The 26,897-nt window shown below is 71.0% G+C and carries 27 protein-coding genes; 13 read left to right on the top strand and 14 right to left on the bottom strand.

The genetic code is table 11. From position 1 onward, the window contains the following. Positions 1-198: 198 nt before the first annotated feature. Both AC068Z_RS15525 and AC068Z_RS15520 read left to right on the top strand, forming a co-directional pair. Positions 199-1,026: an SCO4651 family lipoprotein gene (locus tag AC068Z_RS15525; RefSeq protein WP_478555312.1), complete on the top strand. Its 828-nt coding sequence runs from the start codon at positions 199-201 to the stop codon at positions 1,024-1,026. 98 nt (positions 1,027-1,124) lie between these two features. Further along, positions 1,125-1,316, top strand: coding sequence for a hypothetical protein (locus tag AC068Z_RS15520; RefSeq protein WP_478555310.1), 192 nt, complete (start codon positions 1,125-1,127; stop codon positions 1,314-1,316). A 27-nt stretch (positions 1,317-1,343) separates the two neighbouring features. Here the strand turns inward: AC068Z_RS15520 and AC068Z_RS15515 are convergent, their stop codons facing one another. Further along, positions 1,344-1,688: a metal-sensitive transcriptional regulator gene (locus AC068Z_RS15515; protein WP_478555309.1), complete on the bottom strand. Its 345-nt coding sequence runs from the start codon at positions 1,686-1,688 to the stop codon at positions 1,344-1,346. A gap of 188 nt (positions 1,689-1,876) precedes the next feature. Between AC068Z_RS15515 and AC068Z_RS15510 the strand changes: the two genes are divergently transcribed. Both AC068Z_RS15510 and AC068Z_RS15505 read left to right on the top strand, forming a co-directional pair. Then, on the top strand, positions 1,877-2,497 hold the full coding sequence (locus tag AC068Z_RS15510) for a DUF47 domain-containing protein (RefSeq protein ID WP_478555307.1): 621 nt from the start codon (positions 1,877-1,879) through the stop codon (positions 2,495-2,497). Positions 2,498-2,506: 9 nt separating this feature from the next. After that, complete coding sequence (locus tag AC068Z_RS15505; RefSeq protein WP_478555305.1) at positions 2,507-3,505, top strand: inorganic phosphate transporter; 999 nt, start codon at positions 2,507-2,509, stop codon at positions 3,503-3,505. A gap of 260 nt (positions 3,506-3,765) precedes the next feature. Here AC068Z_RS15505 and pstB read toward each other — a convergent pair whose 3' ends face one another. The 12 genes from pstB to AC068Z_RS15445 form a co-directional block, all read right to left on the bottom strand. Further along, on the bottom strand, positions 3,766-4,542 hold the full coding sequence (gene pstB, locus AC068Z_RS15500; RefSeq protein ID WP_451718733.1) for a phosphate ABC transporter ATP-binding protein PstB: 777 nt from the start codon (positions 4,540-4,542) through the stop codon (positions 3,766-3,768). Positions 4,543-4,598: 56 nt separating this feature from the next. Then, on the bottom strand, positions 4,599-5,657 hold the full coding sequence (pstA, locus tag AC068Z_RS15495) for a phosphate ABC transporter permease PstA (protein ID WP_478555302.1): 1,059 nt from the start codon (positions 5,655-5,657) through the stop codon (positions 4,599-4,601). Further along, positions 5,654-6,661: a phosphate ABC transporter permease subunit PstC gene (pstC, locus tag AC068Z_RS15490; RefSeq protein WP_478555300.1), complete on the bottom strand. Its 1,008-nt coding sequence runs from the start codon at positions 6,659-6,661 to the stop codon at positions 5,654-5,656. The genes pstA and pstC overlap by 4 nt, the downstream gene beginning before the upstream one ends. A gap of 104 nt (positions 6,662-6,765) precedes the next feature. Further along, the gene (gene pstS / locus AC068Z_RS15485; protein ID WP_478555299.1) at positions 6,766-7,890 is read right to left on the bottom strand and encodes a phosphate ABC transporter substrate-binding protein PstS; all 1,125 of its coding nucleotides are present in this window, start codon (positions 7,888-7,890) and stop codon (positions 6,766-6,768) included. A gap of 321 nt (positions 7,891-8,211) precedes the next feature. Beyond that, positions 8,212-8,643 (bottom strand): NUDIX hydrolase, encoded by a 432-nt coding sequence (locus AC068Z_RS15480; RefSeq protein WP_478555297.1) that lies wholly within the window; start codon positions 8,641-8,643, stop codon positions 8,212-8,214. A gap of 21 nt (positions 8,644-8,664) precedes the next feature. Beyond that, positions 8,665-9,885, bottom strand: a complete 1,221-nt coding sequence (locus AC068Z_RS15475) for a CHAD domain-containing protein (RefSeq protein WP_478555295.1) — start codon at positions 9,883-9,885, stop codon at positions 8,665-8,667. Further along, positions 9,866-12,097, bottom strand: a complete 2,232-nt coding sequence (locus tag AC068Z_RS15470; protein ID WP_478555293.1) for an RNA degradosome polyphosphate kinase — start codon at positions 12,095-12,097, stop codon at positions 9,866-9,868. The genes AC068Z_RS15475 and AC068Z_RS15470 overlap by 20 nt, the downstream gene beginning before the upstream one ends. Positions 12,098-12,372: 275 nt before the next feature. After that, positions 12,373-13,272, bottom strand: a complete 900-nt coding sequence (locus AC068Z_RS15465) for a hypothetical protein (protein WP_478555292.1) — start codon at positions 13,270-13,272, stop codon at positions 12,373-12,375. Beyond that, on the bottom strand, positions 13,269-13,799 hold the full coding sequence (locus tag AC068Z_RS15460) for a hypothetical protein (protein WP_478555290.1): 531 nt from the start codon (positions 13,797-13,799) through the stop codon (positions 13,269-13,271). Before AC068Z_RS15460 ends, AC068Z_RS15465 begins: the two co-directional genes overlap by 4 nt. Then, positions 13,796-14,791 carry an ABC transporter permease gene (locus AC068Z_RS15455; RefSeq protein ID WP_478555288.1) on the bottom strand — a complete coding sequence of 332 codons (996 nt, stop codon included), beginning with the start codon at positions 14,789-14,791 and terminating at the stop codon, positions 13,796-13,798. Before AC068Z_RS15455 ends, AC068Z_RS15460 begins: the two co-directional genes overlap by 4 nt. Next, on the bottom strand, positions 14,788-15,675 hold the full coding sequence (locus tag AC068Z_RS15450; RefSeq protein ID WP_478555286.1) for an ABC transporter ATP-binding protein: 888 nt from the start codon (positions 15,673-15,675) through the stop codon (positions 14,788-14,790). Before AC068Z_RS15450 ends, AC068Z_RS15455 begins: the two co-directional genes overlap by 4 nt. Further along, positions 15,672-16,058, bottom strand: a complete 387-nt coding sequence (locus AC068Z_RS15445; protein ID WP_478555284.1) for a GntR family transcriptional regulator — start codon at positions 16,056-16,058, stop codon at positions 15,672-15,674. The genes AC068Z_RS15450 and AC068Z_RS15445 overlap by 4 nt, the downstream gene beginning before the upstream one ends. A gap of 125 nt (positions 16,059-16,183) precedes the next feature. On the opposite strand from AC068Z_RS15445, the gene AC068Z_RS15440 reads away from it, so the two are divergent. The 5 genes from AC068Z_RS15440 to AC068Z_RS15420 are packed head-to-tail and all read left to right on the top strand — an operon-like array spanning position 16,184 to position 20,490. Beyond that, complete coding sequence (locus AC068Z_RS15440; RefSeq protein ID WP_478555282.1) at positions 16,184-16,735, top strand: RNA polymerase sigma factor; 552 nt, start codon at positions 16,184-16,186, stop codon at positions 16,733-16,735. Then, positions 16,732-17,544, top strand: a complete 813-nt coding sequence (locus AC068Z_RS15435; RefSeq protein ID WP_478555280.1) for a zf-HC2 domain-containing protein — start codon at positions 16,732-16,734, stop codon at positions 17,542-17,544. The genes AC068Z_RS15440 and AC068Z_RS15435 overlap by 4 nt, the downstream gene beginning before the upstream one ends. Next, on the top strand, positions 17,541-18,401 hold the full coding sequence (locus AC068Z_RS15430; protein ID WP_478555278.1) for an ABC transporter ATP-binding protein: 861 nt from the start codon (positions 17,541-17,543) through the stop codon (positions 18,399-18,401). The genes AC068Z_RS15435 and AC068Z_RS15430 overlap by 4 nt, the downstream gene beginning before the upstream one ends. After that, entirely contained in the window at positions 18,398-19,900 is a 1,503-nt protein-coding gene (locus AC068Z_RS15425) for an ABC transporter permease (RefSeq protein ID WP_478555276.1), read from the top strand. Before AC068Z_RS15430 ends, AC068Z_RS15425 begins: the two co-directional genes overlap by 4 nt. Then, a complete protein-coding gene (locus AC068Z_RS15420) occupies positions 19,888-20,490 on the top strand; it encodes an ABC transporter (protein WP_478555274.1) in 603 nt (200 codons plus the stop codon). Before AC068Z_RS15425 ends, AC068Z_RS15420 begins: the two co-directional genes overlap by 13 nt. Positions 20,491-20,564: 74 nt before the next feature. On the opposite strand, the gene mshD is transcribed toward AC068Z_RS15420, so the two are convergent. Beyond that, a complete protein-coding gene (gene mshD, locus AC068Z_RS15415; RefSeq protein ID WP_478555272.1) occupies positions 20,565-21,491 on the bottom strand; it encodes a mycothiol synthase in 927 nt (308 codons plus the stop codon). A gap of 159 nt (positions 21,492-21,650) precedes the next feature. Here mshD and AC068Z_RS15410 point away from each other — a divergent pair, with 159 nt between their 5' ends. The 4 genes from AC068Z_RS15410 (at position 21,651) to AC068Z_RS15395 (ending at position 26,836) form a co-directional block, all read left to right on the top strand. Further along, a complete protein-coding gene (locus AC068Z_RS15410) occupies positions 21,651-23,459 on the top strand; it encodes a bifunctional metallophosphatase/5'-nucleotidase (protein WP_478555270.1) in 1,809 nt (602 codons plus the stop codon). Between the two features lie 58 nt (positions 23,460-23,517). Continuing rightward, positions 23,518-24,681, top strand: coding sequence for an LmeA family phospholipid-binding protein (locus AC068Z_RS15405; protein WP_478555269.1), 1,164 nt, complete (start codon positions 23,518-23,520; stop codon positions 24,679-24,681). Between the two features lie 171 nt (positions 24,682-24,852). Further along, positions 24,853-24,981 (top strand): hypothetical protein, encoded by a 129-nt coding sequence (locus AC068Z_RS15400; RefSeq protein ID WP_478555267.1) that lies wholly within the window; start codon positions 24,853-24,855, stop codon positions 24,979-24,981. 76 nt (positions 24,982-25,057) lie between these two features. Then, positions 25,058-26,836 carry an ABC transporter ATP-binding protein gene (locus AC068Z_RS15395; RefSeq protein WP_478555265.1) on the top strand — a complete coding sequence of 593 codons (1,779 nt, stop codon included), beginning with the start codon at positions 25,058-25,060 and terminating at the stop codon, positions 26,834-26,836. Positions 26,837-26,897: the final 61 nt, after the last annotated feature.

The following is a 26,897-nucleotide window of genomic DNA, read 5'->3' as shown; positions in this document are numbered from 1 at the left end:
GCCCTGTTCGATCGTGGCGGTGCGGTGGGTGGGGCGGGGCGGGGGCGGGGCTTCGTCGTGGGCCACGGAGCAACCGTACCGAGCGTAGGTAAAGGGTTTCCAAGCGCGGGTGCGTGCGTTACGGGGGCACCTGGTCGTCGTTAAGCGGGACGACGGGGGGCCCGAGAACGGACGTACCGGCTGGGGGATAGGCAGGCGATGGCGGAGCGGCGGTTCAGGCGGACGGGGGCGCTCGTTGTCGCGGCGGGGGTCGTGAGCGTGGCCGGGTGCGGCGGGTCCGTGACCGACGACGGGAAGAGCGGGGACGCCGAGCAACACGTCGAGGTCGTCGCCGGTGCCGCCGCCGCGCTCGTCGACGCCCGTACCTCCAAAGCCCGGACCTCCATGGAGATGGCCACCGGCGGGACCCGCGTCACCATTCGCGGCGAGGGCGTCTATGACTACCGGAAGCAGGTCGGGCGGCTGAAGGTGCTGCTGCCGCAGGATCCCGCCGGGGACCCCGCGCACCGGCCCATCACCGAGCTCCTCGCGCCCGGCGCGCTGTTCATGAAGAACCGCGGTGCGGGTGTGCCCGCCGACAAGTGGGTGCGGGTCGAGACCGCTTCCATGGCGGACGGGAACCTGGTCACCGGTGGGGCCACGGATCCGTACGCGGCGGCTCAACTGCTTCTCGGTGTGCGGAGCGTCGACTACGTCGGGGCCGAGCAGCTCGCTGGGGCGGCGGTGAAGCACTACCGCGGGGTCGCCGATCTGCGGCTCGCCGCCGAGCGGGCCTCCAAGGGCTCTCGGGACTCGCTCAACGCGGCGGCGAAAGGGTTCGCCTCACCACGGGTGCCCTTCGACGTGTATCTCGACGACGAGGGGCGGATCCGGAAGGTCCGGCATCGGTTCAGCTTCGTCAACGGTCAGCAGGAACAGCCCGTCGACGTGGCCTCCACCACCTTGCTGTTCGACTTCGGCGTCCCCGTCGACGTACGCCTTCCGGATCGCGCGGACATCTACGCCGGGCGCATCGCGCAGGAGTGAGGATCCGCGACGGTCGTCAAGGACTAGCCCGTCCGTGCCATGCGCGGTGTGTAGGCCGCTCCCTACTCTAGGAAGTCGGTGACGGCAGAGAAGAGGTGATGCGCGTGGCTCCGGTCGGCGGTACGGCAGTTCAGGACCACGTGGCCCTCGCCGAGATCGAGCTGTGCGGTGAGCTCATCATCGCGGCCTCGGCCGCCGAGGAGCGGCTCAGTCTGGAGAGCATCGACGAGGTGCTGCGGGTGGCCGAGGAGCGCGACCGCTGTCGTGGCGACGGCCCCTCCACCCGATGATCGACGGCTAACCGATCATTTTCGGCCTCACGTCCGCAGCAGACGGCCGATCGCCTTCGTCGCCTCTTCCACCTTGGCGTCGATCTCGTCGCCGCCCTTGAGGGCCGCGTCCGCGACGCAGTGGCGCAGGTGCTCCTCCAGGAGCTGGAGCGCGAAGGACTGCAGCGCCTTCGTCGACGCCGACACCTGCGTGAGTATGTCGATGCAGTACACGTCCTCGTCGACCATCCGCTGCAGGCCCCTGATCTGGCCCTCGATCCGGCGCAGTCGCTTGAGGTGCTCGTCCTTCTGTTTGTGGTAGCCGTGCGTGGCGTGCTCGGCCGCGAGCTCCTGCTCGGAGGGCGCCGTGGCGCCGGCCTCGGTCGTCGTCATCGCGTCCTCCAGACATATACCCCTACTGGGTATATCGTACCGAACTTTGCTGGGTATAGGGCCCTTGGTACGCCCCCGTGCTGATCACTGTGCCCGATGGGCGACACTGGGGGACGGCCCATTAGCCGTGGCCGGATGATGCGCCTAGCATCAGCCTGACCGAAACCGAAGGACCCCGAGGACCCCACGTGCGCTTTCGTCTGACCCCCAGGGAGACGAGCTTCTACGACATGTTCGCCGCGTCCGCGGACAACATCGTCACGGGCTCGAAACTCCTCATGGAACTGCTCGGGGCGGACACCGCCGGCCGGGCCGAGATCGCAGAGCGTATGCGGGCCGCGGAACATGCCGGTGACGATGCCACGCACGCGATCTTCCACCAGTTGAACTCCTCGTTCATCACGCCCTTCGACCGCGAGGACATCTACAACCTCGCGTCGTCCCTCGACGACATCATGGACTTCATGGAGGAGGCCGTCGACCTGGTCGTCCTCTACAACGTGGAGGAGCTGCCCAAGGGGGTCGAGCAGCAGGTCGAGGTGCTCGCGCGGGCCGCCGAGCTGACCGCCGAGGCCATGCCCAATCTGCGGACCATGGACAACCTCACCGAGTACTGGATCGAGGTCAACCGGCTGGAGAACCAGGCCGACCAGATCCACCGCAAGCTCCTCGCGCATCTCTTCAACGGCAAGTACGACGCCATCGAGGTGCTGAAGCTCAAGCAGATCGTGGATGTGCTCGAGGAAGCAGCGGACGCGTTCGAGCACGTGGCGAACACGGTGGAGACGATCGCAGTGAAGGAGTCCTGAGGCGCGTCCATGGACACCTTCGCTTTGGTCGTGACCATTCTGGTCGCGCTCTTCTTCACGTACACCAACGGCTTCCACGACTCGGCGAACGCGATCGCCACGTCCGTCTCCACGCGGGCGCTCACTCCTCGGGCCGCGCTGCTCATGGCCGCGGTGATGAATCTCGGCGGCGCCTTCCTGGGGTCGGGTGTCGCCAAGACCGTCAGTGAGGGGCTGATCGAGACGCCCGAGGGGTCGAAGGGGATGGGGATCCTCTTCGCGGCACTCGTCGGCGCGATCACCTGGAACCTGATCACCTGGTACTTCGGGCTGCCCTCGTCCTCCTCGCACGCCCTGTTCGGCGGCATGGTGGGGGCGGCGCTCGCCGGTGGGACGACCGTGTACTGGGACGGGGTGCTGGAGAAGGTCATCATCCCGATGTTCATCTCGCCGTTCGTGGGGCTGCTCGCCGGTTACCTCGTCATGACCGCGATCATGTGGATCTTCCGGCGGTCCAATCCGCACAAGGCGAAGCGCGGGTTCCGGATAGCGCAGACGGTTTCCGCGGCGGGCATGGCTCTCGGGCATGGCCTTCAGGACGCGCAGAAGACCATGGGCATCGTGGTGATGGCCCTGGTCATCGCGGATGTCGAGGACTACGGCGATCCCATTCCGGTCTGGGTGAAGATCGTGTGCGCCGTGATGCTGTCGCTGGGCACGTATGCCGGTGGGTGGCGGATCATGCGGACGCTGGGACGGAAGATCATTGAGCTGGATCCGCCTCAGGGGTTCGCGGCGGAGACCACGGGGGCGTCGATCATGTTCACCACGGCGTTCCTGTTCAAGGCGCCGATCTCCACGACCCATGTGATCACTTCGGCGATCATGGGTGTGGGGGCGACGAAGCGGTTGAACGCCGTGCGGTGGGGAGTCGCCAAGAACATCGTGCTCGGGTGGTTCATCACGATGCCCGCGGCCGCGGTGGTGGCCGCGGGAGCCTTCGGCGTTGTGAACCTGGCGTTTCTGTAGCGCCCATTGCGGGGGCTCGGGTGGGGGTGGGTTTCGCTTGCCCGCGCCGGCGGGGTGCCTCCCCCAGAGGGGGGACCCCCAGCCCACCCGTGCCGCCCCAGCGGCACGACTGCCCGCAGGCTGTGCAGCTGTGCAGCAGGTTGAGCGCGGTAACCAGCCACCGGCGTGTGAACGCCGACGGGCCCGCCCCCCGGGAGCCAGGGGGCGGGCCCTTCTTTGCCTCGCGGTGGCACCGCCATGCAGCACCGCGAGGGGTCCGATCAGCCGAAGCGGCCGGAGATGTAGTCCTCGGTGGCCTGGACCGACGGGTTGGAGAAGATGCGCTCCGTGTCGTCTATCTCGATCAGCTTGCCCGGCTGGCCGACGGCCGCCAGGTTGAAGAACGCCGTGCGGTCGGAGACTCGCGCCGCCTGCTGCATGTTGTGCGTCACGATGACGATCGTGAAGCGCTCCTTCAGCTCGCCGATCAGGTCCTCGATGGCGAGGGTCGAGATCGGGTCGAGGGCCGAGCAGGGCTCGTCCATCAGGAGCACCTTCGGCTCCACCGCGATCGCCCGCGCGATGCACAGACGCTGCTGCTGACCACCGGAGAGGCCGGAGCCCGGCTTGTTCAGGCGGTCCTTGACCTCGTTCCAGAGGTTCGCGCCCTTGAGCGACTTCTCGACGATGTCGTCCAGCTGGGACTTCTTGTACGAGCCGTTCAGCCGCAGGCCGGCCGCGACGTTGTCGTACACCGACATCGTCGGGAACGGGTTCGGGCGCTGGAAGACCATGCCGACCTCGCGCCGCACGGTCACCGGGTCGACGCCGGCGCCGTACAGGTTCTCGTCGTCGAGCATGACCTTGCCCTCGACCCGGCCGCCGGGGGTGACCTCGTGCATGCGGTTCAGGGTGCGCAGGAAGGTGGACTTGCCGCAGCCGGAGGGGCCGATGAAGGCGGTCACGGAGCGGGGCTCGACGGTCATCGAGATGTCTTCGATGGCGCGGAAGGAGCCGTAGTAGGCGCTGAGGCCGCTTACGTCAATTCGCTTGGCCATGGGGTATCACTGCTTCTTTCGGAAAAGTCTTGAAACTCGGTCGCTGTATGGCCGCGTCAGCGACCGGTCTTGGGAGCCTTCCAGCGGGCGATGCCGCGGGCCGCCAGGTTCAGGATCATCACGATGACGATCAGGGTGAGAGCCGCGGCCCAGGCGCGGTCGTACGCCGCCTCCGAGCCCGCGCTGTTCGCGTACTGCTGGTAGATGTACAGCGGCAGCGACGCCTGCGCCCCTTCGAAGGGGTTGTTGTTGATGAACGGGTTGCCGAACACCAGCAGCAGGACAGGCGCGGTCTCACCGGCGATACGGGCCACGGCCAGCATCACACCGGTGGTGATACCGCCGACCGCGGTCGGCAGGACCACCTTCAGGATGGTGCGCCACTTCGGCACGCCCAGGGCCAAGGATGCCTCGCGCAGCTCGTTCGGGACGAGCTTGAGCATCTCCTCCGTGGAGCGGACCACGACCGGCATCATCAGGATCGCCAGCGCCAGGGCGCCCGCGAAGCCGGAGAAGCTCATGTCGAAGCTCAGCATGAGGCTGAGGATGAACAGACCGGCGACGATCGACGGGATACCCGTCATCACGTCGACGAAGAAGGTGACCGCGCGGGCCAGGTGGCCGCGGCCGTACTCGACCAGGTAGATCGCGGTGAGGACACCGATCGGCGCGGCGATCAGGGTGGCGATGCCGACCTGCTCGAGGGTGCCGATGATGGCGTGGTAGATACCGCCACCGGGCTCGGTGTCCGCGACGACGCCCATCGAGTGGGTCAGGAAGTAGACGTCGAGGACCTTGATACCGCGCTGGACGGTCGACCAGACCAGGGAGAACAGCGGGACCACGGCGAGCAGGAAGGCGACCCAGACCAGCGAGGTCGCGATGCGGTCCTTGGCCTGGCGCTTGCCCTCGACCGCACTGGCGATGACATACGTGCCGAGCAGGAAGAGCAGCGCGGCGATCAGGCCCCACTGGATCTTGCTCTCGATGCCGGTGGCCAGGCAGAGGCCGATGGAGACGGCGAGCGAGCCGCCGGCGATGGCCCAGGGGGACCACTTCGGCAGTCGGGCGCCCTGGAGCGAGCTCGGGTGCTGAACGAGAGTCGTGTTGCTCATGCGTTGGCCCCCGAGTACTCCTTGCGGCGGGCGATGATCATCCGGGCCGCGCCGTTGACCAGCAGGGTGATGACGAACAGGACCAGACCGGAGGCGATCAGCGCGTCCCGGCCGAACTCGTTGGCCTCACCGAACTTGCTGGCGATGTTCTGGGCGAAGGTGCCGCCGCCCGGGTTGAGCAGGCTGCCGTGGATCAGGAAGTCAGGGGAGAGCACGGTGGCGACGGCCATGGTCTCGCCGAGGGCGCGGCCGAGGCCGAGCATCGAGGCGGAGATCACGCCGGAGCGGCCGAAGGGGATCACCGCCATGCGGATCACCTCCCAGCGCGTGGCGCCGAGGGCCAGGGCGGCCTCTTCGTGCATCTGCGGGACCTGGCGGAAGACCTCACGGCTCACGTTGGTGATGATCGGCAGGATCATGATCGCGAGCAGGATGCCGACCGTGAGCATCGAACGGGGGGCGCCGCCCTCCCAGTCGAAGATGCCGGTCCAGCTGAAGTAGTCGTTCAGCCAGCCGAACAGGCCGTCCATGTGCGGTACGAGGATCAGGGCGCCCCAGAGGCCGTACACGATGGACGGCACCGCGGCGAGCAGGTCGATCACGTAGGCGATCGGACCGCTCAGCTTGCGCGGGGCGTAGTGGGTGAGGAACAGCGCGATGGCGACGGCGATCGGGACGGCGATGACCATGGCGATGATCGACGAGATGATCGTGCCGTAGGCCAGGACCGCGATGCCGAAGACCGGCTCGTTGCCCGCGGTGTTCCACTCGAAGGTCGTGAGGAAGTTGCCCTCGTCCTTGCTGATGGCGATGGTGGCCCGCCACGTGAGGAAGACCGCGATGGCGGCCATGATCATCAGCAGGAAGATGCCGGAGCCACGGGCGAGACCGAGGAAGACCCGGTCGCCGGGACGGGTGGCGCCGCGGGCGTTGCGCTTGTGCTGGGCCGCGGTCGGCTGCGGTGGAGGAGGGGGTGCCTGGGTGTTCTTGGTAGTTATGTCCATCTGATTCTCCGGTCTGCGGCGCCCTGTGTCACACGGGGCTCCTGGCGGCGGTGCACCGGACGGTGCGGCCCGGCCCTGTGAGGGGGCCGGGCCGCACACTCAGGTCAGCTCAGGCCCGCGACGGTGGTGCGGACCTTGGTGATGATGTCCTCCGGCATGGGGGCGTAGCCGGCGTCCGCGAGGAGGCCCTGGCCGTCCTCGCTGGCGATGTAGTTGAGGAACGCCTTGACGGTGGGCAGCGTCTCCGCCTTGTTGCCCTTGTCGCAGACGATCTCGTAGGTCACCAGGGTGATCGGGTAGGCGCCATCGGCCTTGGTGGCGTAGTTCAGCTCCAGGGCCAGGTCCTTGCCGGTGCCGACGACCTTGGCGTCGGCGATGGCGGCGGTGGCGCCCTCGACGGAGGCCTTGACCGGCTCGGCCGCACCCGTGTCGATGGCGACGACGGAGGCGTCCTTGGCGTACGACAGCTCCATGTAGCTGATCGCGCCGTTGGTCTGCTTCACCTGCTGGGCGACACCGGAGGAGCCGGAGGCGGACTGGCCACCGGGGGCCGTCCAGGCCTTGCCGCCCTCGTACTTCCAGTTGTCCGGGGTGGTGGCGATCAGGTACTTGGTGAAGTTGTCCGTGGTGCCGGACTCGTCCGAGCGGTGGAACGCCTGGATCTTGAGGTCGGGAAGCTTCGCGTCGGGGTTCAGCTTCGCGATCGCCGGGTCGTTCCAGTTCTTGATCTTGTCGCTGAAGATCTTCGCGAGCGTCTCCGCGTCCAGGACGAGCTCGTCGACACCCTCGACGTTGAACGCGACGGCGATCGGGCCACCGACCATCGGCAGGTCGATGCCCTGGCCACCCTCACAGACCTCCTTGGAGGCCGTGATCTCCTCGGGCTTCAGCGCCGAGTCGGAACCGGCGAAGGCGACCGTGCCCTGCGTGAACGCGGTGACACCGGCGCCGGAGCCGCCGCCCTTGTAGTTGATCTGGACGCCCTGGCAGGCGGCCGTGAACTGCTTCACCCACGCGTCGATCGCGTTCTTCTGCGCGGACGAGCCGTCGGCGAGCAGCTGGCCCTTGGCGTCGTCGCACTTGATGTTGCCGGCCTGGGCGCTGGTGGTGGAGTCGCTGCTGCCGCTGTTGCCCGTGTCGTCGGAGCCGCACGCCGTGAGGGCCAGGGCGCCGGAGACGGCGAGAGCACCGAGAGCGAGGGCCCGCCGGTTCATGCGCTGAAGCTTCACTTGAGGGAGTTCCTTCCAGGAGCCGCCGTCCTGAATCCGGCGGCGTGCGAAGTCTTGGTGATGTGGGCGGGAAGCGAACTGCCGCGCCACACCGCGTAAGGCCGAAATTAGGCAGAACAGGTGAAGGCGCCGATGGCCGTAAATGAACGGGGGGTGAACCCCTGTGGACGGTGCGGTGAGGTCACGGAACGCTTACGTTGAGGACACGACCCGATGGCGTTCCGCACCTCGGTTCGTCACTGTACGCAGGTGTTCGACTACATACGCGGGGGAGAGTTCCGGCGTGTGACGGGGGCCCACTATCGGACCACCGCCCGCACGTCAGTGCCCCTGACCGCGCTCGGCGGGGATGCCCAGCTCGTCCACCAGCTCGCGGTCCCGGACCTGCGTCAACCTGCGACGGGCCGCGTCCGGCCGCAGCCACACGATGCGGTCCACCTCGGTGGTGGGGACGAAGGTGCCGGGGCCGGCCTCGGCGGCCCAGTAGCGGACCTCCTTGGGCCGGCCCCCGACCATGTAGCGCAGGGTCGACAGCTCGGCGCCCACGGTGGCCCGGTAGCCGGTCTCCTCCTCGACCTCCCGCAGGGCGGCGGCGAGCGGCTCCTCGCCGCGCTTGAGCTTGCCCTTGGGGTGGGACCAGTCGTCGTACTTCGGCCGGTGCACGAGGCAGACCTCGAGCCGGCCGTCGACCGGGGAGCGCCGCCAGAGCACGCAGCCGGCCGCCTGGACGGTGGTGTTGTTCGGTGCGGTCACCGGTGCGCCGGCCTCCTTCCGCTACGAGGTGGTGCTGACCTTCTGCTTCTGCCAGGTCTGCCAGGACTGCTGAAAGGCGAACCGGGCCGCCTCCACCTCGTGGCGCTGGTCGGCGTGGAGCACGCCGAGGGCGTACGCCGTGGCCGGGGCGATACGGGGGGTGCGGGCGGCCGCCGCCGCTGCCGCCGCGGCCTCGGAGGCGTCGCGGTGCCGGTCCAGGGCCTGGCCCGCGGTGAGCAGTCGTACGTCGAGGGGGGCCTCGCCGAGGAGGCACTCCCGGGCGTAGCGGTGCAGCCGGAGCAGGAGGCGGACCTGGTGCCAGGGGGCGTCCTGGGGGTGGGGGGCCGGGTCCGGGGAGAGGCCGTGGACGAGGGCCTCGGCGTTGTACGGGTTTCCGGCGGTGACCAGGGGGAGGGCGCCGACCGCGTCCGTGAGGCGTTCCTCGGCTGCGGTCGCGAGGGGGTGGAGGTCGGTGCCGGGGGCGGTCTGGGTGAGCGGTACTTCGCTCGCCAGTACGGCGATGTTGTCGGCGACCGCGTGGAAGCGGGAGGAGCCGAGGGCCTGGAGAGCCGTGCTGTGGGCTCTTGTCCGGGCGAGGGTGAGCTGGCGTTCGAGCAGGGCGCCGGCTTTGGCGGCGCCGACTGTGAGGTTGCCGCGCTCCGGGGTGGGCGCCGCGAGGTCGGGACCAGTGCCCGCGGCTGCGTCGGCACGCTTGCCCGCGATGGCCGTGGCGTCGGTCACCGGGCCGGCGCTGCCGGGTACCGCTTTCTTGGTCGCGGGGACCGCCCCGGCGGCACGACTGCCCGCGGTTACGTCGGCCGTCTGCGTCGGGAAGGCCGTGGCCCCCGACAGCCGGTGCAGGGCCAGCAGCAGGCGCTCCAGGCGGGCCGCGTAGGCGTGTTCCATCGCCAGGGTGCCGGACAGCCAGGCCAGTTCCGGGCGCATCCGTTCCGACCAGTCGGCGTCCAGGAGCGGGCGGAAGGTGTGCAGGCTGCCGCTGATGCGGCGGGCCGAGCGGCGCAGGGCGCGCGCCGCGTCGGCCGTCTCCTGGGAACCGTTGCCGTTCTCCCCCGTCCGTGACTTCGCGCGCCCCGGGGAGCCTCCGTCGCCGCCGCCGGTCTCCCGGTGCAGCCGCAGTGCGCGGAGGAACTCCATGGCCTGGGTACGCAGGTAGGCCTCGAGAGCCTCCCCGGTCACCGGTACGGCCGTGGGGTTCGTCGGGTCAAGGTGTTGCTGTGCCACGCCGGCGCCTCCGGGCGTCTATGAGCATCTCCTGGACGTTCCGCAGGGGCTGGCCTTCGGCGTCGGTCGCGTGCCGGGTCCACTCGCCGTCCGGCCCGAGGTGCCAGGAGGCGGTGGTGTCGGACATGCCGGTCTCCAGCAACCGGTTGAGGGCCGCCCGGTGGGCCGGGTCGGTGACCCGGACCAGTGCCTCGATGCGGCGGTCGAGGTTGCGGTGCATCATGTCGGCGCTGCCGATCCACACCTCGGGCTCGCCGCCGTTGCCGAAGGCGAAGACCCGGGAGTGTTCGAGGAAGCGGCCGAGCACGGAGCGGACCCGGATGTTCTCCGACAGGCCCGCCACACCCGGGCGCACCGCGCAGATGCCGCGCACCCAGATGCCGACCGGCACGCCCGCCTGGGACGCGCGGTACAGAGCGTCGATGACGGCCTCGTCGACCATCGAGTTGACCTTGATGCGGATGAACGCGGGACGGCCCGCACGGTGGTGCTGGACCTCCTTGTTGATCCGCGAGATCAGGCCGTCGCGCAGGGACTTGGGCGCGACGAGGAGCCTGCGGTAGGTCTCGCGGCGCGAGTAACCGGACAGGCGGTTGAACAGGTCCGACAGGTCGGCGCCCACCTGGGCGTCCGCCGTGAGCAGGCCGAGGTCCTCGTACAGCCGGGCCGTCTTCGGGTGGTAGTTGCCCGTGCCGACGTGGCTGTAGCGCCGTAGCGTGTCGCCCTCCTGGCGGACCACCAGGGACAGCTTGCAGTGGGTCTTCAGGCCGACGAGGCCGTAGACCACATGGCAGCCGGCCTCCTCCAGGCGCTTGGCCCACTTGATGTTCGCGTGCTCGTCGAAGCGGGCCTTGATCTCGACCAGGACAAGCACCTGCTTGCCGGCCTCGGCCGCGTCGATGAGCGCGTTGACTATGGGGGAGTCGCCCGAGGTGCGGTACAGGGTCTGCTTGATGGCGAGGACGTCCGGGTCCTCGGCCGCCTGCTCCAGGAACGCCTGCACGGAGGTGGAGAAGGAGTCGTACGGGTGGTGCAGCAGCACGTCCCGGCTGCGCAGCGCGGCGAATATGTCGGGCGCGGAGGCCGACTCGACCTCGGCGAGATCGCGGTGGGTGCCCGCGACGAACTTCGGGTACTTCAGCTCGGACCGGTCGAGCGAGGCGAGCCGGAACAGGCCGGTGAGGTCCAGCGGGCCCGGCAGCGGGTACACCTCGGCCTCGCTGACCTTCAGCTCGCGCACCAGCAGGTCCAGGACCTCACGGTCGATGGACTCCTCGACCTCCAGGCGCACCGGCGGGCCGAAGCGGCGCCGCATGAGCTCCTTCTCCAGGGCCTTGAGGAGGTTCTCGGCGTCGTCCTCCTCGACCTCCAGGTCCTCGTTGCGTGTGACGCGGAAGGCGTGGTGCTCCAGCACCTCCATGCCCGGGAACAGCTCTTCCAGGTGCGCGGCGATGACGTCCTCGATGGGGACGTAGCGGCCGGGGCTGGACTCCAGGAGGCGGGAGAGGGACGGCGGCACCTTGACGCGGGCGAAGTGGCGGTGCCCGCTGACGGGGTTGCGCACCACGACGGCCAGGTTGAGGGAGAGGCCGGAGATGTAGGGGAAGGGGTGGGCCGGGTCGACCGCGAGCGGAGTCAGCACGGGGAAGATCTGGTGCCGGAAGAGGGTGAACAGGCGGGCCTGCTCCTTCTCCGTCAGCTCGTTCCAGCGGACCAGGTGGATGCCCTCCTCCGCGAGCGCGGGGGCGACGTCCTCGTGGAAGCAGGCGGCGTGCCGGGCCATCAGCTCGCGGGAGCGGGCCCAGATCATCTCCAGCACCTGGGTGGGCTGGAGGCCGGAGGCGGAGCGGGTGGCGACGCCGGTGTGGATACGGCGCTTCAGGCCGGCCACCCGGACCATGAAGAACTCGTCCAGGTTGCTGGCGAAGATCGCCAGGAAGTTGGCGCGCTCCAGGAGGGGCGTGGTCGGGTCCTCTGCGAGTTCGAGCACCCGCTCGTTGAACGCCAGCCAGCTGCGCTCCCGGTCGAGGAAGCGGCCCTGGGGCAAGGGGGCGCCGTCGGTCGGCGCCTCCTCGTAGGCGTCGAGGTCGGCGTCGATGTCGGGTTCGAGGTCGGAGACCGAACCGGCCACGGTGCGCGACCGGTGCGCGGCGATGGAGCCGACGGAGGGCTGCGCGTGCTGGACCTGTGCCTGGGCGTTCTGCTGACTCATGGACCCATTCTTCCGCGCTTCCAGCGATACGGGCGCGTCGGAAGACGCGGGCGGGAGCGTGGCGGCGAGACGTCGGGCGTCCCCGTTCCCCGCGGTCCCCTCGGGGGGCGGCGAAGGCTCTGGCACGGCGGGCTTCATTCGCCGAGCGTCGCAAGCCCGTCTGAACCAATGGTTACGGAGACATGGCGTGCGGGATATCGGGCAGCGGCCCCCGGACGTCTACATGCCGGGACCGTACGTCCCTCCCCCCGTAGGAGGGACGTACGGCCCGGGGGTCAGGAGGCTCGGTGGCGCAGCAGCCGGAAGGTGGCGGCGACGGCCACGGCCGCGAGGGCGAGGAGGATGCCGCTCTCGACGTACTGAAGCGGCCAGAAGTGGGACGGAGGGTGGAAGGTCACCTGGGTCTCCGTGCTGGACACCTGTGCGAATGAGCGCGGCACCTCCCAGCCCTCCTTGGCCCGGGTGACCGTGGGCCAGAGGTCCTCGCGGTGGCGTTCCAGCAGGTTGTAGAGGCCCAGCGAGCCCACCAGGGCCGCCCCGGCCGCGGGCAGCGCCCGGCCGAACACCATCCCGGCGAGGGCGCCGAGGGCGAGGCCGGCCAGGGCGTAGGCGACGGCCGCCGGACCGGTGCCGATGAAGACGTCCGGGTAGTACCAGTCCCCGACCAGGTTCGGGTTGTCCTCGCCCCGGGCCCAGACCCCGAGCAGGACCACCGCGGTCGTGCCGACCGTGAGCAGGACGGCCGGGACCGCCAGCTTGGCGGCCAGCCAGCGGGCCGGGGTGACGGACTGGGTCCAGGCCAGCCGGGCGGTGCCGTTCTCCAGTTCGCGGCCGATGAGCGCGCCGCCCGCCCAGGCGGCGACCGGGAGGATCAGCCAGGCCACGCAGGCGGTGACGAAGGCGATGCCGGTGGAGTAGATCTCGTCCGCGGTGATCGCCTCGACCGCCGAGCAGGAGGGCAGCCCGTCGTGGGCCGGCTCGGCACAGGGGCCGGCCCCCCGCTCGGCCTCGCCGGCGAGCGCGGCCAGCCGGAACAGGAACGCGGCGGCGGCGAGCAGGGCGACCCCCCAGCCGACGAGCGCCGTACGGTGCAGCCGCAGCACCCCCCAGAACAGACCCCTGGGCCGGGGCACCGACCCGACGGCACGCGCGGGCGAGGTGACGATCGCAGTCATACGGCGGCTCCGGTGCGACGGCTGGGGGTGCGGGGCGGTGGGGTTGGGCGGTGCGGTGGGTGGGTGGTGTGCGGGGGCGCGGGGGCGAGCGCGGTCGTGGGGTGGCGGGTGGCGGGGCCTTCGGATGTGGTGGGGGTCGTGGTCGTGCGGTGCCTGCTGCCGTGGCGCGGGCGGTCGGTGGTGTGCGTCGGGGTGGTGGGGCAGTGGTCGGTGTGCGGTGGATGGGCGGTGCGGGTCGGTGTGGTCGGGCCGTGGTCGGCGTGCGCGGTCGTGGAGCGGCGGGCGGAGCCTTCGGATGTGGTGGGGGTCGTGGTCGTGCGGTGGCTGCCGTGCCGCGGGCGGTCGGTGGTGTGGGTCGGCGTGGTCGGGCCGTGGTCGGTGCGCGCGGTCGTGGGGCGGCAGGTGGCGGGGCCTCTGGATGCGGTGGTCGTGGTCGTGCGGTGCCTGCCGTGGCGCGGTCGGTCGGTGGTGCGCGCGGTCGTGGGGCGGTGGGCTGCGGGGCCCCTGGATGTGGTGGTCCGGGTCATGTCGTGGTTGCCGTGTGGCGCTTGAGGAGCCAGAACGCTGTGCCGGCGGCCGCCGCCGCTAGGGCCAGGACGATGCCGGTCTCCATCAGGTGCAGGGGCCAGAAGTGGGAGGTGGGGTGGTAGTCGGCGTAGTAGCCGGTGATGTCGGCGCCGGAGCGGCAGGTGGGTTGGCCCACGCAGTCCGGGACGGGGACGCGGGTGCCGTCGGCGGTGAGTGCGCCGTCGGTGACGACTCCGGCCGGTTCGGGGACGTCGTCCTTGGCGGTCACCGTCTCGGTCGGCCACAGATGCGGGCGGAGCCGGGCCAACTGGAAGGAGAGCGCCACCAGCGCGAGGGACGCCACGGCCAGGGCGGGCAGAGCGCGGGGCAGGAGCAGGCCGACCAGGGCGCCGACGGCCAGGCCCAGCAGCGCGTACGCCGTGGCGGCGGTGCCGTTGGCCAGGAAGATCCCGTCGTCGTGCCAGGTGCGCCAGCCCCAGACCCGCTGCAGCTCCTCGCCCCCGGCCCACATCAGCCGGTGCAGCAGGGTGAGCGTGAGCATGCCGACGGTGAGCAGGACGGCCGGGACCGCCAGCTTGGCGGCCAGCCAGCGGGCCGGGGTGACGGACTGGGTCCAGGCCAGCCGGGCGGTGCCGTTCTCCAGGTCGCGGCCGATGAGCGCGCCGCCCGCCCAGGCGGCGGCGAACAGCGGGACGAACCCGATCAGGGCGCCGCAGACGCCGAGGATGTCGTTGTAGCGGGCGAAGGCGGGGCCCGACAGATCGCAGCCCAGTCCGGGCTCCCCGGTGCCACAGCCTGTCCGCCGGTACTCCGCCAGGGCGGCGTCGGCGCCGGGGCCGTACGCCCACAGCAGTCCGCCCGCGACCACGGTCACGAGCATCAGCCAGAACAGCAGGGCCGACTGGTGCACCCGCAGCATCACCCAGATCAGCCCACGCGGCCCGCGGTCGGACGGCGCGGCAGGGGTGGCCCGCACGGTCGTGTCGGTCATGCGGTCACCTCCCCGGCCTCGTCGAGGGTCAGCGCCGGGGCCTCGGGGGCGCGCAGGTGGGACAGGACCAGCTCCTCCAGCGTCGGCTCGGCCGGCTGCCAGGCCGCGGCGACCGGGCCCTCCGGGCGGATCAGCGCCGTGAGCTGGCGGCCCGTCGTGCGGGACTCGACGACCGTGTGCGGGGCGAGGGAGTCCTCGGCGCGGCCGGTGACGAGGGTGTGCGCGGCGAGTACGTCCTCCAGGGGACCGGCGAGCCGGACCCGGCCCGCGCCGAGCAGCAGCAGGTGGTCGCAGGAGCCTTCCAGCTCCGCCACCACGTGCGAGGACATGACAACCGTGGTGCCGCGTTCGGCCGCGTCCGCCATCAGCGTGCCGGTGAGCTGGTGCCGGGCGAGCGGGTCGAGGTCGGCCATCGGCTCGTCCAGGAGCAGCAGTTCGGGCCGCTTGCCGAGGGCGAGCGCGAGCGCGACCCGGGTGCGCTGGCCGCCGGAGAGCGTGCGGATCTTGCTGGACGGGTCCAGCTCGCCCTCGGCGACGATCCGCTCCGCGACGGCCGCGTCCCAGCGCCGGGGGTTCAGTTCCTGCCCGAACCGCAGGGTGGCGGCGACGGTGAGGTGGGGGTGCAGGGGCTTGTCCTGGGCGACGTAGGCGAGGCGCTCGCGGGCCTCGGCCGGGGTGGTGCCCAGTACGGTGACGCTCCCCTCGCTCGGCCGGAGCAGCCCGGCGGCGAGGGCCAGCAGCGTGGACTTCCCGGCGCCGTTGGGCCCGACGACGGCACAGATCCGTCCGGCGGGCAGCCGGAACTCGCAGCCCTCCAGGGCGCGCTTGCCACGCCGGCCGAATCTCCTGCCGAGTCCGGCCGCCGCCATGGCGGTGTCGGTCATGTCTCGTCCCCCTTGAAGTGCTCTTCCAGTACGGCCGTGAACAGGGCCGCTACGTCGTCGTGCTCCAGGCCCGCCGTTCGCGCCCGCACAGCCCAGTCCGTGAGTTCCGCGTGCAGCGGGGAGTCGGCGGGCGCGGCGCCCAGCGACTTCCGTACGAACGTGCCGAGGCCGCGGCGGGCCTCGACCAGGCCCTCGCGCTCCAGCTCGCGGTAGGCCTTCAGGACGGTGTTCGGGTTGATGGCGGTCGCCTCCACGACCTCCCGCGCGGTGGGGAGCTTGTCTCCCGGTGCCAACAGGCCCAGGCGCAGCGCCTGTTTGGTCTGCTGGACGATCTGCAGGTAGGTGGCGACGCCGCTGCGCCGGTCGATGCGGTACTCGACCACTCGCTTCCACCACCCTTTCACTAATTGAGTAGTGAAAGGGTGGTGGAAGGGGAGCCCGAAAGTCAAGCCCGAAAGTCAAGCGTGGTTCCGTGAACCGGTCCTGGGGGCTCGTCCGATGAGGTGACGTGAGCGAAACGAGAACCGACGGGGAGCTGCTGCGCGCCGTAGCGGCGGACGGGGACCGGCGTGCCTTCGAGGAGCTGTACCGGCGCTTCGCCCCCTGGCTGACCGCGCGGCTGCGCAGCCGGTGCGCCGACCCCGGGATCGTCGACGACGTCGTACAGGAGACGTTTCTCCAGGTGTGGCGGGGGACCGCGAAGTACCGGGAGGACGGGCCCACCGGAGATCCAGCCGGGTGGCTGTGGCGGATCGGGTCGCGGCGGCTCGTCGACGTGCTGCGCGGCGACGGCGCCCGGGGCCGGCTGCGGCAGGCGCTGGCCCGGCTGCGGCACCGGGAGGAGGAGTCCGCCGAGGAACGCGTGCTCGCGGGGGTGGAGCACGGGGACCTCGCGGGCGCCCTGGTCCGGCTCTCACCGGAACTGCGCGCGGTGCTCCAGGCCACGGTCGTCGACGGGCTGACCACCCGGGAGGCGGCCGTGGTGCTGGGCATCCCGCCCGGGACCGTCAAGACACGGGCGATGCGGGCCCGGAAGCAACTGCGGGAGGCGCTGGCATGACCTGGCACGTATCAGAAGAGGACCTGCGGGCCTACGCCCGGGCCGAGCTGGCGGCGCCCCTGCTCTGGTCCGCCGACACCCACCTCGCCGCCTGCGCCGGGTGCCGGGCCGCCCTCGCCGACGTGAGCGACCCCGTCGACCTCGGCTGGGAGCGGCTGGACGCCGAACTGGACGCGCCCCGCCCCGGACTGCTCGAAGGGCTGCTGCTGCGGCTCGGGGTCGCCGACCACACCGCACGCCTGCTCGCGGCCACACCGGTGCTCCGCCGCTCATGGCTGGCGTCGGTCGTGGTCCTGCTGCTCACGACGGTCGGCGTGGTGTACTCCGCCGGTTCCCCGACCCTCTTCCTCGCCCTCGCGCCGCTGCTGCCGCTGGCCGGGGTCGCGCTCAGCTACGGACCCGCGCTGGACCCGACGTACGAGATGGCCGTCGTCTCCCCGGTGCACGGGTTCCGGCTGCTGATGATCCGTACGACCGCCGTGCTCGCCACCGGACTCGGCCTCAACGGCGTGGCGACGCTCGCCCTGCCCGCCTACGGTCTGCGCGCCCTCACCTGGCTGCTGCCCGCGCTCGCCCTCACCGCCACCGCGCTCGCCCTCACCCCCCGCCTCGGCCCACTCCTCGCGCCGTCCCTGGTCGGCGGGGTGTGGGTGGCCGTCCTCGCGGCGGCGCAGGCGCGCGGCGAGGAACAGCTCGTCCCGTTCACCGCCGCCGGACAGGCCACGGCCGCCGCGATCGCCGCCCTCGCGGCCGGCCTGCTCTACCTCGTACGTGACCGATTCGACGTGTTCCCCAGGAGCGCCGTATGACCTCCACCGTCTCCGCCGCGGGCCTCAGCCTGCACTACGGCGGCACCCGTGCCCTCGACGACGTGTCCCTCGGGCTCACCCCGGGCGTGACCGGGCTGCTCGGGCCCAACGGCGCCGGAAAGACCACCCTGTTGCGGGTGCTCGCCACCGCCGTGCCCGCGCAGCGCGGCTCCTTCACCGTGCTCGGGCACGACCCCGGTTCGGCGCGCGGCCGCCAGGAGGTGCGGCGGCGGCTCGGCTATCTGCCGCAGACGCCCGGCTTCCACCCGGACTTCACCGCCTTCGAGTTCGTCGACTACGTCGCGATCCTCAAGGAGCTCCACCTCCGCGCCGCCCGCCACCGCGAGGTGCGCCGCGTCCTGGACGAGGTCGACCTGGGCGACGTACGCGGCAAGAAGATCAAGAAGCTGTCCGGCGGTATGCGGCAGCGGGTCGCGCTCGCCGCCGCCCTCGTCGGTGACCCCGGATTCCTGGTCCTCGACGAGCCCACCGTCGGGCTCGACCCCGAACAGCGCATGCGGTTCCGGGAGTTGATCGCGCGAGCCGGTGAGGGGCGGACCGTGCTGCTGTCCACCCACCAGACGGAGGACGTGGCGATGCTCTGCCACCGCGTCCTGGTGATGGCCGGCGGCCGGATCCACTTCGACGGCACCCCCGCCGAACTCACCGAGCGCGCGGCGGGCCACGTGTGGAGCTCCACCGAACGCGCCCCGCACGCCAAGGCGGGCTGGCGCACCGGCGCCGGCACCTTCCGCAACGTGGGCGCTCCACCGCCCGGCGCCGAACTCCTCGAACCCACCCTGGAGGACGGCTACCTGCTCACCCTCGACGGCCAGGGCCTGGCGGTGACGGCATGACCATGACCGTGGAACGACCTCAGGCCGCCCCCTCCCACTCGCCGTCCGTCCTCGCGCTCGCCCGCGTCGAGGCCCGCAGACTCCTGCTGTCCGTCCCGGTCCTGGTCGCCTTCGCGGGGTACGTGGCCTGGATCGTCTGGACCACCCGCGACTCCTACGGCGGTTTTCCCGCCCTCCAGGACGCCGACCGTGCCACCCAGAGCGCGCCCCTGCTCGTCGCCCTCGCGGTCCTGCTGAGCGTGAACCTGGCCGTGCTGCGCTCCACGCGCCGCGACACCGAACGGCTCTTCGGCGTGCTGGTCGTCAGCACCTGGCGCCGCTCGCTCGCCCATGTGCTGTCCGTCGTACCCGCGGTGCTGCTCACCGCGGTCGGCGTGGGCGTCCAGTTCGGCTGGGAGGCGCTCAAGCCGGGCGCCGTCGGACACGGTTCGCCGGCCGAGCTGCTGGTCGGCCCGCTGACGGTCCTGCTGTTCGGCGCGCTCGGCGTCCTGCTGGCCCGACTCCTGAAATCGCCCTTCGTGGGCCCGCTCCTGGTCGTGTTCTTCCTCTTCTTCCTGGTCCTCGGCGTCGCCCCGGGCGACGGCGAGTCCGGGACCCGCTGGCTGATGCCGGTGGTCGGCGAGAGCAGCTACGAGACGCTCCCCTCCGACCTGCTGGGCCGCCCGGCCGCCTGGCACGCCCTGTACCTGCTGGGCCTGTGTCTCACGGTCGGTGTCCTCGCCGTGGTGGCCGGTGGCGGCCACCGCGTCAGGGCCCTCTACCCCGTCCTCGGCGGTGCGGTCGCCCTGGCCCTGGTCGGCGCGGTCGCCCAGTCCGGGGGGACTCCGGCCTCCCTCACGGCGGCCCGCGAGAAGGCCACGTTCGACCCGGAACAGGAGTGCGTGCAGCGCGGGCGGTCGACGTACTGCGCCTATCCGGAGTGGACGCCCCGCATCGGCACCTGGGCACAGGTCGTGGACGAGGTCTCGGACCTCGCCGGCGGCACCGCCCACGAACAGCCGCTCCACGTCCGCCAGCGCGTGGAGGCGCGGTACGGCCTGGGCGGCAACGGCGCCCTGGAGCCCGCCGGCACCGCGTACGAGGTCACCGTCGGCACCCGCTGGGGCGGCCCTCGGGTGCCCGAGTTCTCCTCGGCCGTCGCCGCCGTGCTGGTGACCGGGAGGGAGCGGGGGGCCAACGAGTTGTGCGACGGGCGGATGGTCACCGTGATGTGGCTGGCCCTCGGCTGGCAGGACGCACCGATGGACGCGCTGCGGGCGGTCCGCCTCGACGACAGCGTCTCCGGTTCGGCGGTCGTGCTCTCCCCGGCGAACCCGATGTACATGTCCGAGGGCCAGACCGAGGCCGTACGGCGGCTGCTCACCCGGCCGAAGGCCGAGGTGACGGCGCTGGTGAAGCGGCACTGGAGCGAGCTGACCGCACCGGGGCTCACCACGGCTCAGGCCGCCGAGCTGCTCGGGGTGAAGGGGATCACGGAGAAGGACGGGTGCGAGGAGTGATCCGGTACGTCGGGCGTACGGTGCCCTGGCGGGCGCTCGGCGCCGGGGCCGCCGCAGGACTCGTGTTCGCCGGTACGGCGCGGCTGTTCCCCGAGGCCTTCACACCCTGGCTCGCGCTGAACGCCCTGCGCGCCGCGGCCCTGGCCTTCGCCCTGGGCCTGGCCTTCCTCCTGGACGACCCGGCCCGCCACACGACGGCGACGGTGCCGGTACGGCGGCCCGTCCGACAGGCCCTGCGCATGGCGTGGGTGGTGCCCTTCGCGGGCCTGTTCTGGACGACGGCGGTATTGCTGGTCCCGTCCGAACTCCGGCCCCCGGTGGGTGCGATCACCCTGGAGGCGGGCGCCGCGTGGGCGCTGGCGCTCGCGGGGTCGGCGGCCTGGATCAGACGCTCCGAGGAGCCGGAGCCCGGGGTGGGCGTGGGGGCGGGCCTGCTGACGGCCGGTGTGCTGGCGACGCTGTTCGTACCCGGACTGTTCGTGGGGGCGGAGGATCCGGGGTGGGGTGCGGCACATGACCGGTGGGGGTTGGTGCTGGCGGGGGCGATGGCGGGCTGGGCGCTATGTGCGAGGGAGCCTGTACGTACCTGAGGGGCGCGGGGCTGTATCGACCTGCGGCTCCGCCGCGGGGCGCGACCAGCCCCCACCCACCCGCAGCCAACCGACTACGTCTCCGTCCGGTACATCAAGTCCGTCTCATAGGTGGAGAACCCCATCCCCTCGTACACGGACACCGCGGCCTTGTTGTCGGCGTCGACGTAAAGCATCACCGTCGGCAACCCCTGCCCCGCGAGATGCCGAAGACCGATCGCCGTAAGGGCCTTCCCCAGCCCGCCCCCCTGCGCCCCCGGCCGCACACCGAGGACGTACACCTCACCCAGCCCCTCCTCGGCGTGCACCTTGGTCCAGTGGAACCCGATCAGCTCACCGGCCCGCTCCGCCAGGAAGAACCCCGACGGATCGAACCACGGCTCGGCCTTGCGGTCGTCGAGGTCCCGCTGCGTCAGAGAACCCTGCTCCGGGTGGTGGGCGAAGGCCGCCGCGTTCACCGCGAGCCACGCGGCGTCATCCTGTCCGGGTACGAAGGTACGTACCGTCACATCCGCGGGCAGACCGGGCTCGGGCAGCGACAGGTCCGCCAACGACCGCCGCATCTGCCGCAGTTCCCGGAACAGCGTCAGCCCCAGCACCTGCGCCAGATGACGCGCCGCCGAGTGACCCCCGTGGGCCCACACCCGCAGCCGCTTGCCCGACGCGGCGAGGAGGGCCGAACCCAGCGCCCGCCCATGCCCGTGGCCCCGGTGGGCCGGGTGGACGACCAGCTCCGCGGCCGGCGCCTCCACCGGATCGGTGTCCTCCAGCTGGGCGTACCCGACGAGTTCGGAGCCCGCGGTGAGCAGCAGATGCGAGACGCCCTCGCGCTCGCCGCCGCGCAGTTGCAGCCGTCCCTGTTCGGACACCGCCTGCTGGCCGTCGGTGCGGGCGGCCTCGGCGAGCAGTGCGAGCACCGCCTCGGTCTGCTCGGGGGCGAGTGCGGAGTAGGTCTCGATGGAGCGGCCCCCACCGGGCCGTGCGGTGTCGTCGCTGGTCATGCGTACGAGGGTAAGCCGAGGGGGAGCCAGACCGACGGAAACCATGATGTAACCCGGAACCACCTTCCGCGCTACGCGCGTTGACTCTAGGCTGCGCCGGGGCGATCAACCGCCCTCACATGACTTCTCTTCCGCTTCGTACGACTCACAGGGGGGCGTATGCCAGCCATGTCCACGCAGCAACGGCACCGCCGCGGACGCCGGACGCTCATCCTCACCGCCGCGGCGGGCCTCGCCACCGCCGGCGCTCTGGCCGCCGCGCTGCCGGCCACGGCGACCGCGGACGAGGGCGACCGCAAGGGCGGCTCGTACAGCCGCTACCAGGACGTCCAGCTGCTGTCCTTCAACGACCTGCACGGCAACCTGGAGCCGCCGGCCGGCTCCTCCGGCCGGGTCACGCACCTCAACGAGGACGGCACCACCCAGACCATCAACGCGGGCGGTGTCGAGTACCTCGCCACCCACCTGCGCCAGGCCCGCGAGGGCAACAAGTACTCCATCACCGCGGCCGGCGGTGACATGGTCGGCGCCTCCCCGCTGATCTCGGGCCTCTTCCACGACGAGCCCACCATCGAGGCGCTGAACAAACTGGACCTCGATGTCACGAGCGTCGGCAACCACGAGTTCGACGAGGGCCCGGCGGAGCTCAAGCGCCTCCAGTACGGCGGCTGCCACGAGACGGCCGGCTGCTACACCGACGAGGAGTTCGAGGGCGCCGACTTCCCCTACCTCGCGGCGAACGTGCTGAACGAGAAGAGCGGCAAGCCGCTTCTCAAGCCGTACTGGGTGTGGAAGAAGAAGGACGTCAAGATCGGCTTCATCGGCGTCACGCTGGAGGACACCCCGGGTGTCGTCTCCGCCGAGGGCGTCAAGGGCCTGAAGTTCAAGGACGAGGTCGAGACGATCAACAAGTACGCCCGGGAGCTCCAGCGCCAGGGCGTGAAGTCGATCGTCGCGCTGATCCACGAGGGCGGGGCCCCGGCCTCGCAGTCGTACAACTACGACTGTGACTCCCCGGGCGCCGGCGACGGCATCTCCGGTCCGATCGTCGACATCGCCAAGAACATCACCCCGCAGGTCGACGCGCTGGTCACCGGCCACACGCACGCGGCCTACGCCTGCACGATCAACGACCCGTCGGGCAAGCCCCGCACGGTCACCTCGGCCGCCTCCTTCGGCCGTCTCTACACGGACACGACGCTGACGTACGACCGGTGGACGGGTGACATCGCCCGTACGGCCGTGAAGTCGACGAACCACGTGGTCACCCGGGACGTCGCCAAGGCGACCGACATGACCGAGCTGATCACCAAGTGGAACACCCTCGCGGCGCCCATCGGCAACCGCGCGATCGGCTACATCTCCGCCGACGTCCCGAGCACCGGCACCGAGTCCCCGATGGGCGACCTGATCGCGGACGCGCAGCTGGCGTACGGCAAGCAGCTGGACGCCGAGACCGACCTGGCGCTGATGAACCCGGGCGGTGTGCGGGCCGGTCTGACCTACGCGGCCAAGGGCAGTGAGGGCGACGGCGTGGTGACCTACGCCGAGGGCTTCACGGTCCAGCCGTTCTCCAACACGGTGAACCTCCAGGACTTCACCGGCGCCCAGCTCATCCAGGTGCTCAAGGAGCAGGTCAGCGGATCGAACGCGAGCGCGCCGAAGATCCTCCAGCCGTCGGCGGGTCTGACGTACACGCTGGACATGACGAAGACCGGCGCCGACCGTGTGGTGACCGACTCGATCCTGCTCAACGGCGCCGCGATCGACCCGGCGGCCACCTACCGCGTCGCGACCAACAGCTTCCTCGCGGGCGGCGGCGACGGCTTCACCACCCTGGGCCAGGGCACGAACGACCTGGTCGGCACGGATGACCTGACGGCGCTGGAGCAGTACCTGACGGCGAACTCCTCGGCCACGAACCCGATCGCGCCGCCGGCGGCGAACCGGATCACGATCGTGAGCTGAATCGCAAACGAGGGGTAACGGTTGCGGGTGGGGCCGGTGCGCATGGTCGGATGGATCGATGCGTACCCCCCACCACGTAGACACGCATCCCCCGCACGTAGGCGAGCATTTCTCGTACGAGGCGTTGGAGGACGACTCGACCGAGGAGCCCTGGGCTCCGCCCAACCATCGCCGTGGCGGCAGGCGTCGACGCCGCCGCGGCCGCCTCGCGGGTCTGCCGCTCGCGGCGAAGGCGGTGATCGGCCTCCTGGCCGTCACCGCCTTCCTGCTTCTCGCGGACCGCTGGGCCCTGCTCTACGCCGAGCACCGGGCCGCGGACGCCCTCAAGGACCGCATGAACCTGACGGCCGCGCCGGAGGTGTCGATCGGCGGCTTCCCCTTCCTCACCCAACTCGCGGATGAGCGGCTCGAGTCGGTGCGGGTGACGGTCCCCGACGTGGCCGCGGACCGGGTGAGCCTGGCGAAGGTGACGGCAACGGCCTCGGGCGTACGGCTGTCCACGGACGGTCTTTCGCTCCGCGGCCTGCGCGTTCCGTCGATGGACGGCGACGTGCTGCTGTCGTTCGCGGATCTCGGGCGTGAACTGGGCGCGTCCCAGGTGAAGTTCAGCGCTGACGGCCCCGACCGGGTGCTGGCGCGCGGCGTTTTGCCGGTCGCCGGGCACGATCTGCGGCTGCGGGCGCAGGCGCGCATCGGGAGGGACGGCACCGGCGGCCTGGCCACGGAGATCGGCGGCATACGGCTGGACGTGGGCGAGTTGGCGACGTACCGCCCCGGGACCGGCGCCTCGGAGGGCCTGCACCTGAAGCGGGGGACCGCCGCCCGCCTCGCGAAGGAGACGCGGAAGGCGAAGGCGCTGCTGTCGGTGCCGTCGGTGGTGCGCAGGCTGGGGCTGCCGGAACCGGCGGTGCGGGAGGCGCTGCGCTCGGACGCGGAACTGTCGAAGCTGACGGGAACGCCTCGCTTCGTCCAGCAGGCGATGCGGGTGAACCTGATCGACCTGGCGCTGGAGCATCCGGAGGTCCTGCGGCGCCTCGGCCTGGACCCGGGGCTCATGAAGGCACTGCCCGGGCTGACCCGCCCGGCCCTGGCGGACCGCCTCTCCCTCGGCTTCCGGCTCCCCGAGCCGCCGCCGGGCGGGGAGCTGCGGCTGACGGACGTACGGGTGGAGGAGGACGGGATCAGGGTGCGTCTCGCCGGGGCGGGCCTGGAATTCCCGTAATAAATCCTGTGTGAATCGGGGAATGGTTCCCGGGGTTACCTGAAATCCAATCTCAGCGGCTATTAATAGACCTCTAACCAGAATTGGCGATTTCCCGCTTCCGGGTCCCGTAATGTTTTCCATGTCGAAAGCGAAAGCCGCGGACGACATGAAAGCGAAAAGGAGAACCCGATGAGCTTCCACAAGGTCACCCCGGTCAAGAAGAACCGCAAGCCCGCCGCCCCGGCCAAGAAGCGCGCTGCTCAGCCGGCGCCGAAGAAGCAGACCCAGAAGCGCCGTCCGGTGGGTAACAAGGGCTGAGGCCGACGCCACGAGGCGGGGCCCGGAGATTCCCTCTCCGGGCCCCGCCTCGGCCATGTCCGAGAGGAATGCGCGTATGCGGGAGATCAAGGAATCCTTCGCCCGTTTCTGGCCGCTGACGAGAGGCGACCGGCGCTGGCTGGCTGTGATTCTGCTGTGCGTGATGCTGTCCGCCCTCGCCGAAACGGCCTCGATCCTGCTCTTCGCCGAGTTGACGGATCACGCCCTGAGGGCGGGCTCGCTGTCGGCGTTCTGGGCCCCGGCGGGGCAGTGGCTGGCCGTGGCGGTCCTGGGCGCGGCGGTCGGCTACGCGGGCAACTCACTGGCGACCTGGACGGCGGAGAGGTTCGTGCGGCGGCTGCGCGCGCAGGTGTTCACCCACGTTCAGAAGCTCCCCCCGCACTTCTTTCAGCAGCACCGCAGGGGCGACCTGGTGGAACGCCTGACGGGAGACGTCGAGGCCATCGAACAGATGGTGGTGACGGGCGCGGTCGGGACCTTCTCGGCGGCCTTCTCGGCGCTGTTCTACGCGGCGGCGGCGCTGTGGCTGCGATGGGACCTGGCCCTGGTGACGTTCGTCCTCGCTCCTCTCTTCCTCCTGGCGGCCAGGGGTTTCGCGAGCCGTATCCGCTCGACGTCCCGGGCGGAACGGGTGGCGGACGGGGCGATCACGTCGGTGGTCGAGGAGTCCCTGGGCAACGTGGTGCTGACGCAGGCGTACAACCGGGGCGAGGCCGAGGCGAAGCGGCTGGACCAGGAGGCCGGGGCCTGGATGACGGCGTCGGTGCGGGGAGCGCGCCTGAGCGAGCTGTACGAACAGTTCGTGGAAGTGGTGGAGACGCTCTGCGTCCTGACGGTGATCGGCGTGGGGGTCTGGGAGATCTCCGCGAACCGTATGACGCTGGGTTCGCTGCTGGCCTTCGCGGCCTTCATCGGGTACCTGTACCCACCGGTGCGGAGCCTGGGCCAACTGGGCCTGACCCTGACGGCGGCGACGGCGGGCGCGCAGCGGCTGGGCGAGATCCTGGACGAGAGCCCGGCGGTGACGGACCCGCCGGAACCGGTGGGGGCGTGGCCGGTACGGGGCCGGCTGAGCGTGCACGGGGTGTCGTTCCGCTACCCGGGCGCCGACTCCGCCGCTCTGCAGGACATGACGCTGACGGCGTCCCCGGGCGAACTGGTCCTCGTGACGGGCGAGAGCGGCGCGGGAAAGTCGACGCTGACGAAACTCCTGACGAGGTTCTACGACCCGACGCAGGGGGTGATCTGCCTGGACGGCGTCCCCTTGACAGACGTCCCTCTGCACTTCCTGCGCGAGCAGGTGACGTTGCTCCCCCAGGAGACGCTGGTCCTCACCGGCACGATCCGCGAGAACATGGCGTGCGGCCGCGAGGACGCGACGGAGGCCGAAATCGAGGCGGCGGCGAGGGCGGCTGCGGCACACGGCTTCATCACGTCCCTCCCGGCGGGCTACGACACCCCCATTGCCCCCGGCACGGCGGCCCTCTCGGGAGGCCAGCTGCAACGCATAGCGATAGCAAGGGCGATGCTCCGCGCCTCCCCGGTCCTGATCCTGGACGAACCGACAGCGGGCCTGGACGCGCTCGCCGCCCACCAGGTGATCCGCCCCCTGCGGCGCCTGATGTCGGGCCGCACGACCATCCTGATCACCCACGACCTGACCCTGGCACCGGACGCGGACCGGATCCTGGTGGTGGAGGACGGCCGCTTGGTGGAGACGGGGACGCATGGGGAGTTGGTGGGGAGGGGTGGGGCGTATGCGCGGTTGGCGGGGCCGGCGTCGACGGAGGGCACGTTGGTCCTCAGGGCGTGTCAGCCGGCGTCGCTTGCGTGACACCTGAGGGGTGTTTTTGCAGGTCGTTCACTCTTAGTGATGATCGACGAGATGTGCTGCG

It is taken from the genome of Streptomyces sp. NPDC043726 (genome assembly GCF_056436565.1).
Note: the sequence above shows the minus strand (reverse complement) of the source record. Positions and strands in the feature narration are given on the sequence as shown.

Coding starts and splice junctions, on each gene's coding strand:
- AC068Z_RS15525 (WP_478555312.1), top strand. CDS start 199: ATGGCGGAGCGGCGGTTCAGGCGGACGGGGGCGCTCGTTGTCGCGGCG.
- AC068Z_RS15520 (WP_478555310.1), top strand. CDS start 1,125: ATGCGCGTGGCTCCGGTCGGCGGTACGGCAGTTCAGGACCACGTGGCC.
- AC068Z_RS15515 (WP_478555309.1), bottom strand. CDS start 1,688: ATGACGACGACCGAGGCCGGCGCCACGGCGCCCTCCGAGCAGGAGCTC.
- AC068Z_RS15505 (WP_478555305.1), top strand. CDS start 2,507: ATGGACACCTTCGCTTTGGTCGTGACCATTCTGGTCGCGCTCTTCTTC.
- pstB (WP_451718733.1), bottom strand. CDS start 4,542: ATGGCCAAGCGAATTGACGTAAGCGGCCTCAGCGCCTACTACGGCTCC.
- pstA (WP_478555302.1), bottom strand. CDS start 5,657: ATGAGCAACACGACTCTCGTTCAGCACCCGAGCTCGCTCCAGGGCGCC.
- pstC (WP_478555300.1), bottom strand. CDS start 6,661: ATGGACATAACTACCAAGAACACCCAGGCACCCCCTCCTCCACCGCAG.
- AC068Z_RS15470 (WP_478555293.1), bottom strand. CDS start 12,097: ATGAGTCAGCAGAACGCCCAGGCACAGGTCCAGCACGCGCAGCCCTCC.
- AC068Z_RS15465 (WP_478555292.1), bottom strand. CDS start 13,272: ATGACTGCGATCGTCACCTCGCCCGCGCGTGCCGTCGGGTCGGTGCCC.
- AC068Z_RS15460 (WP_478555290.1), bottom strand. CDS start 13,799: ATGACCCGGACCACCACATCCAGGGGCCCCGCAGCCCACCGCCCCACG.
- AC068Z_RS15455 (WP_478555288.1), bottom strand. CDS start 14,791: ATGACCGACACGACCGTGCGGGCCACCCCTGCCGCGCCGTCCGACCGC.
- AC068Z_RS15450 (WP_478555286.1), bottom strand. CDS start 15,675: ATGACCGACACCGCCATGGCGGCGGCCGGACTCGGCAGGAGATTCGGC.
- AC068Z_RS15435 (WP_478555280.1), top strand. CDS start 16,732: ATGACCTGGCACGTATCAGAAGAGGACCTGCGGGCCTACGCCCGGGCC.
- AC068Z_RS15430 (WP_478555278.1), top strand. CDS start 17,541: ATGACCTCCACCGTCTCCGCCGCGGGCCTCAGCCTGCACTACGGCGGC.
- AC068Z_RS15425 (WP_478555276.1), top strand. CDS start 18,398: ATGACCATGACCGTGGAACGACCTCAGGCCGCCCCCTCCCACTCGCCG.
- mshD (WP_478555272.1), bottom strand. CDS start 21,491: ATGACCAGCGACGACACCGCACGGCCCGGTGGGGGCCGCTCCATCGAG.
- AC068Z_RS15410 (WP_478555270.1), top strand. CDS start 21,651: ATGCCAGCCATGTCCACGCAGCAACGGCACCGCCGCGGACGCCGGACG.
- AC068Z_RS15405 (WP_478555269.1), top strand. CDS start 23,518: ATGCGTACCCCCCACCACGTAGACACGCATCCCCCGCACGTAGGCGAG.
- AC068Z_RS15400 (WP_478555267.1), top strand. CDS start 24,853: ATGAGCTTCCACAAGGTCACCCCGGTCAAGAAGAACCGCAAGCCCGCC.
- AC068Z_RS15395 (WP_478555265.1), top strand. CDS start 25,058: ATGCGGGAGATCAAGGAATCCTTCGCCCGTTTCTGGCCGCTGACGAGA.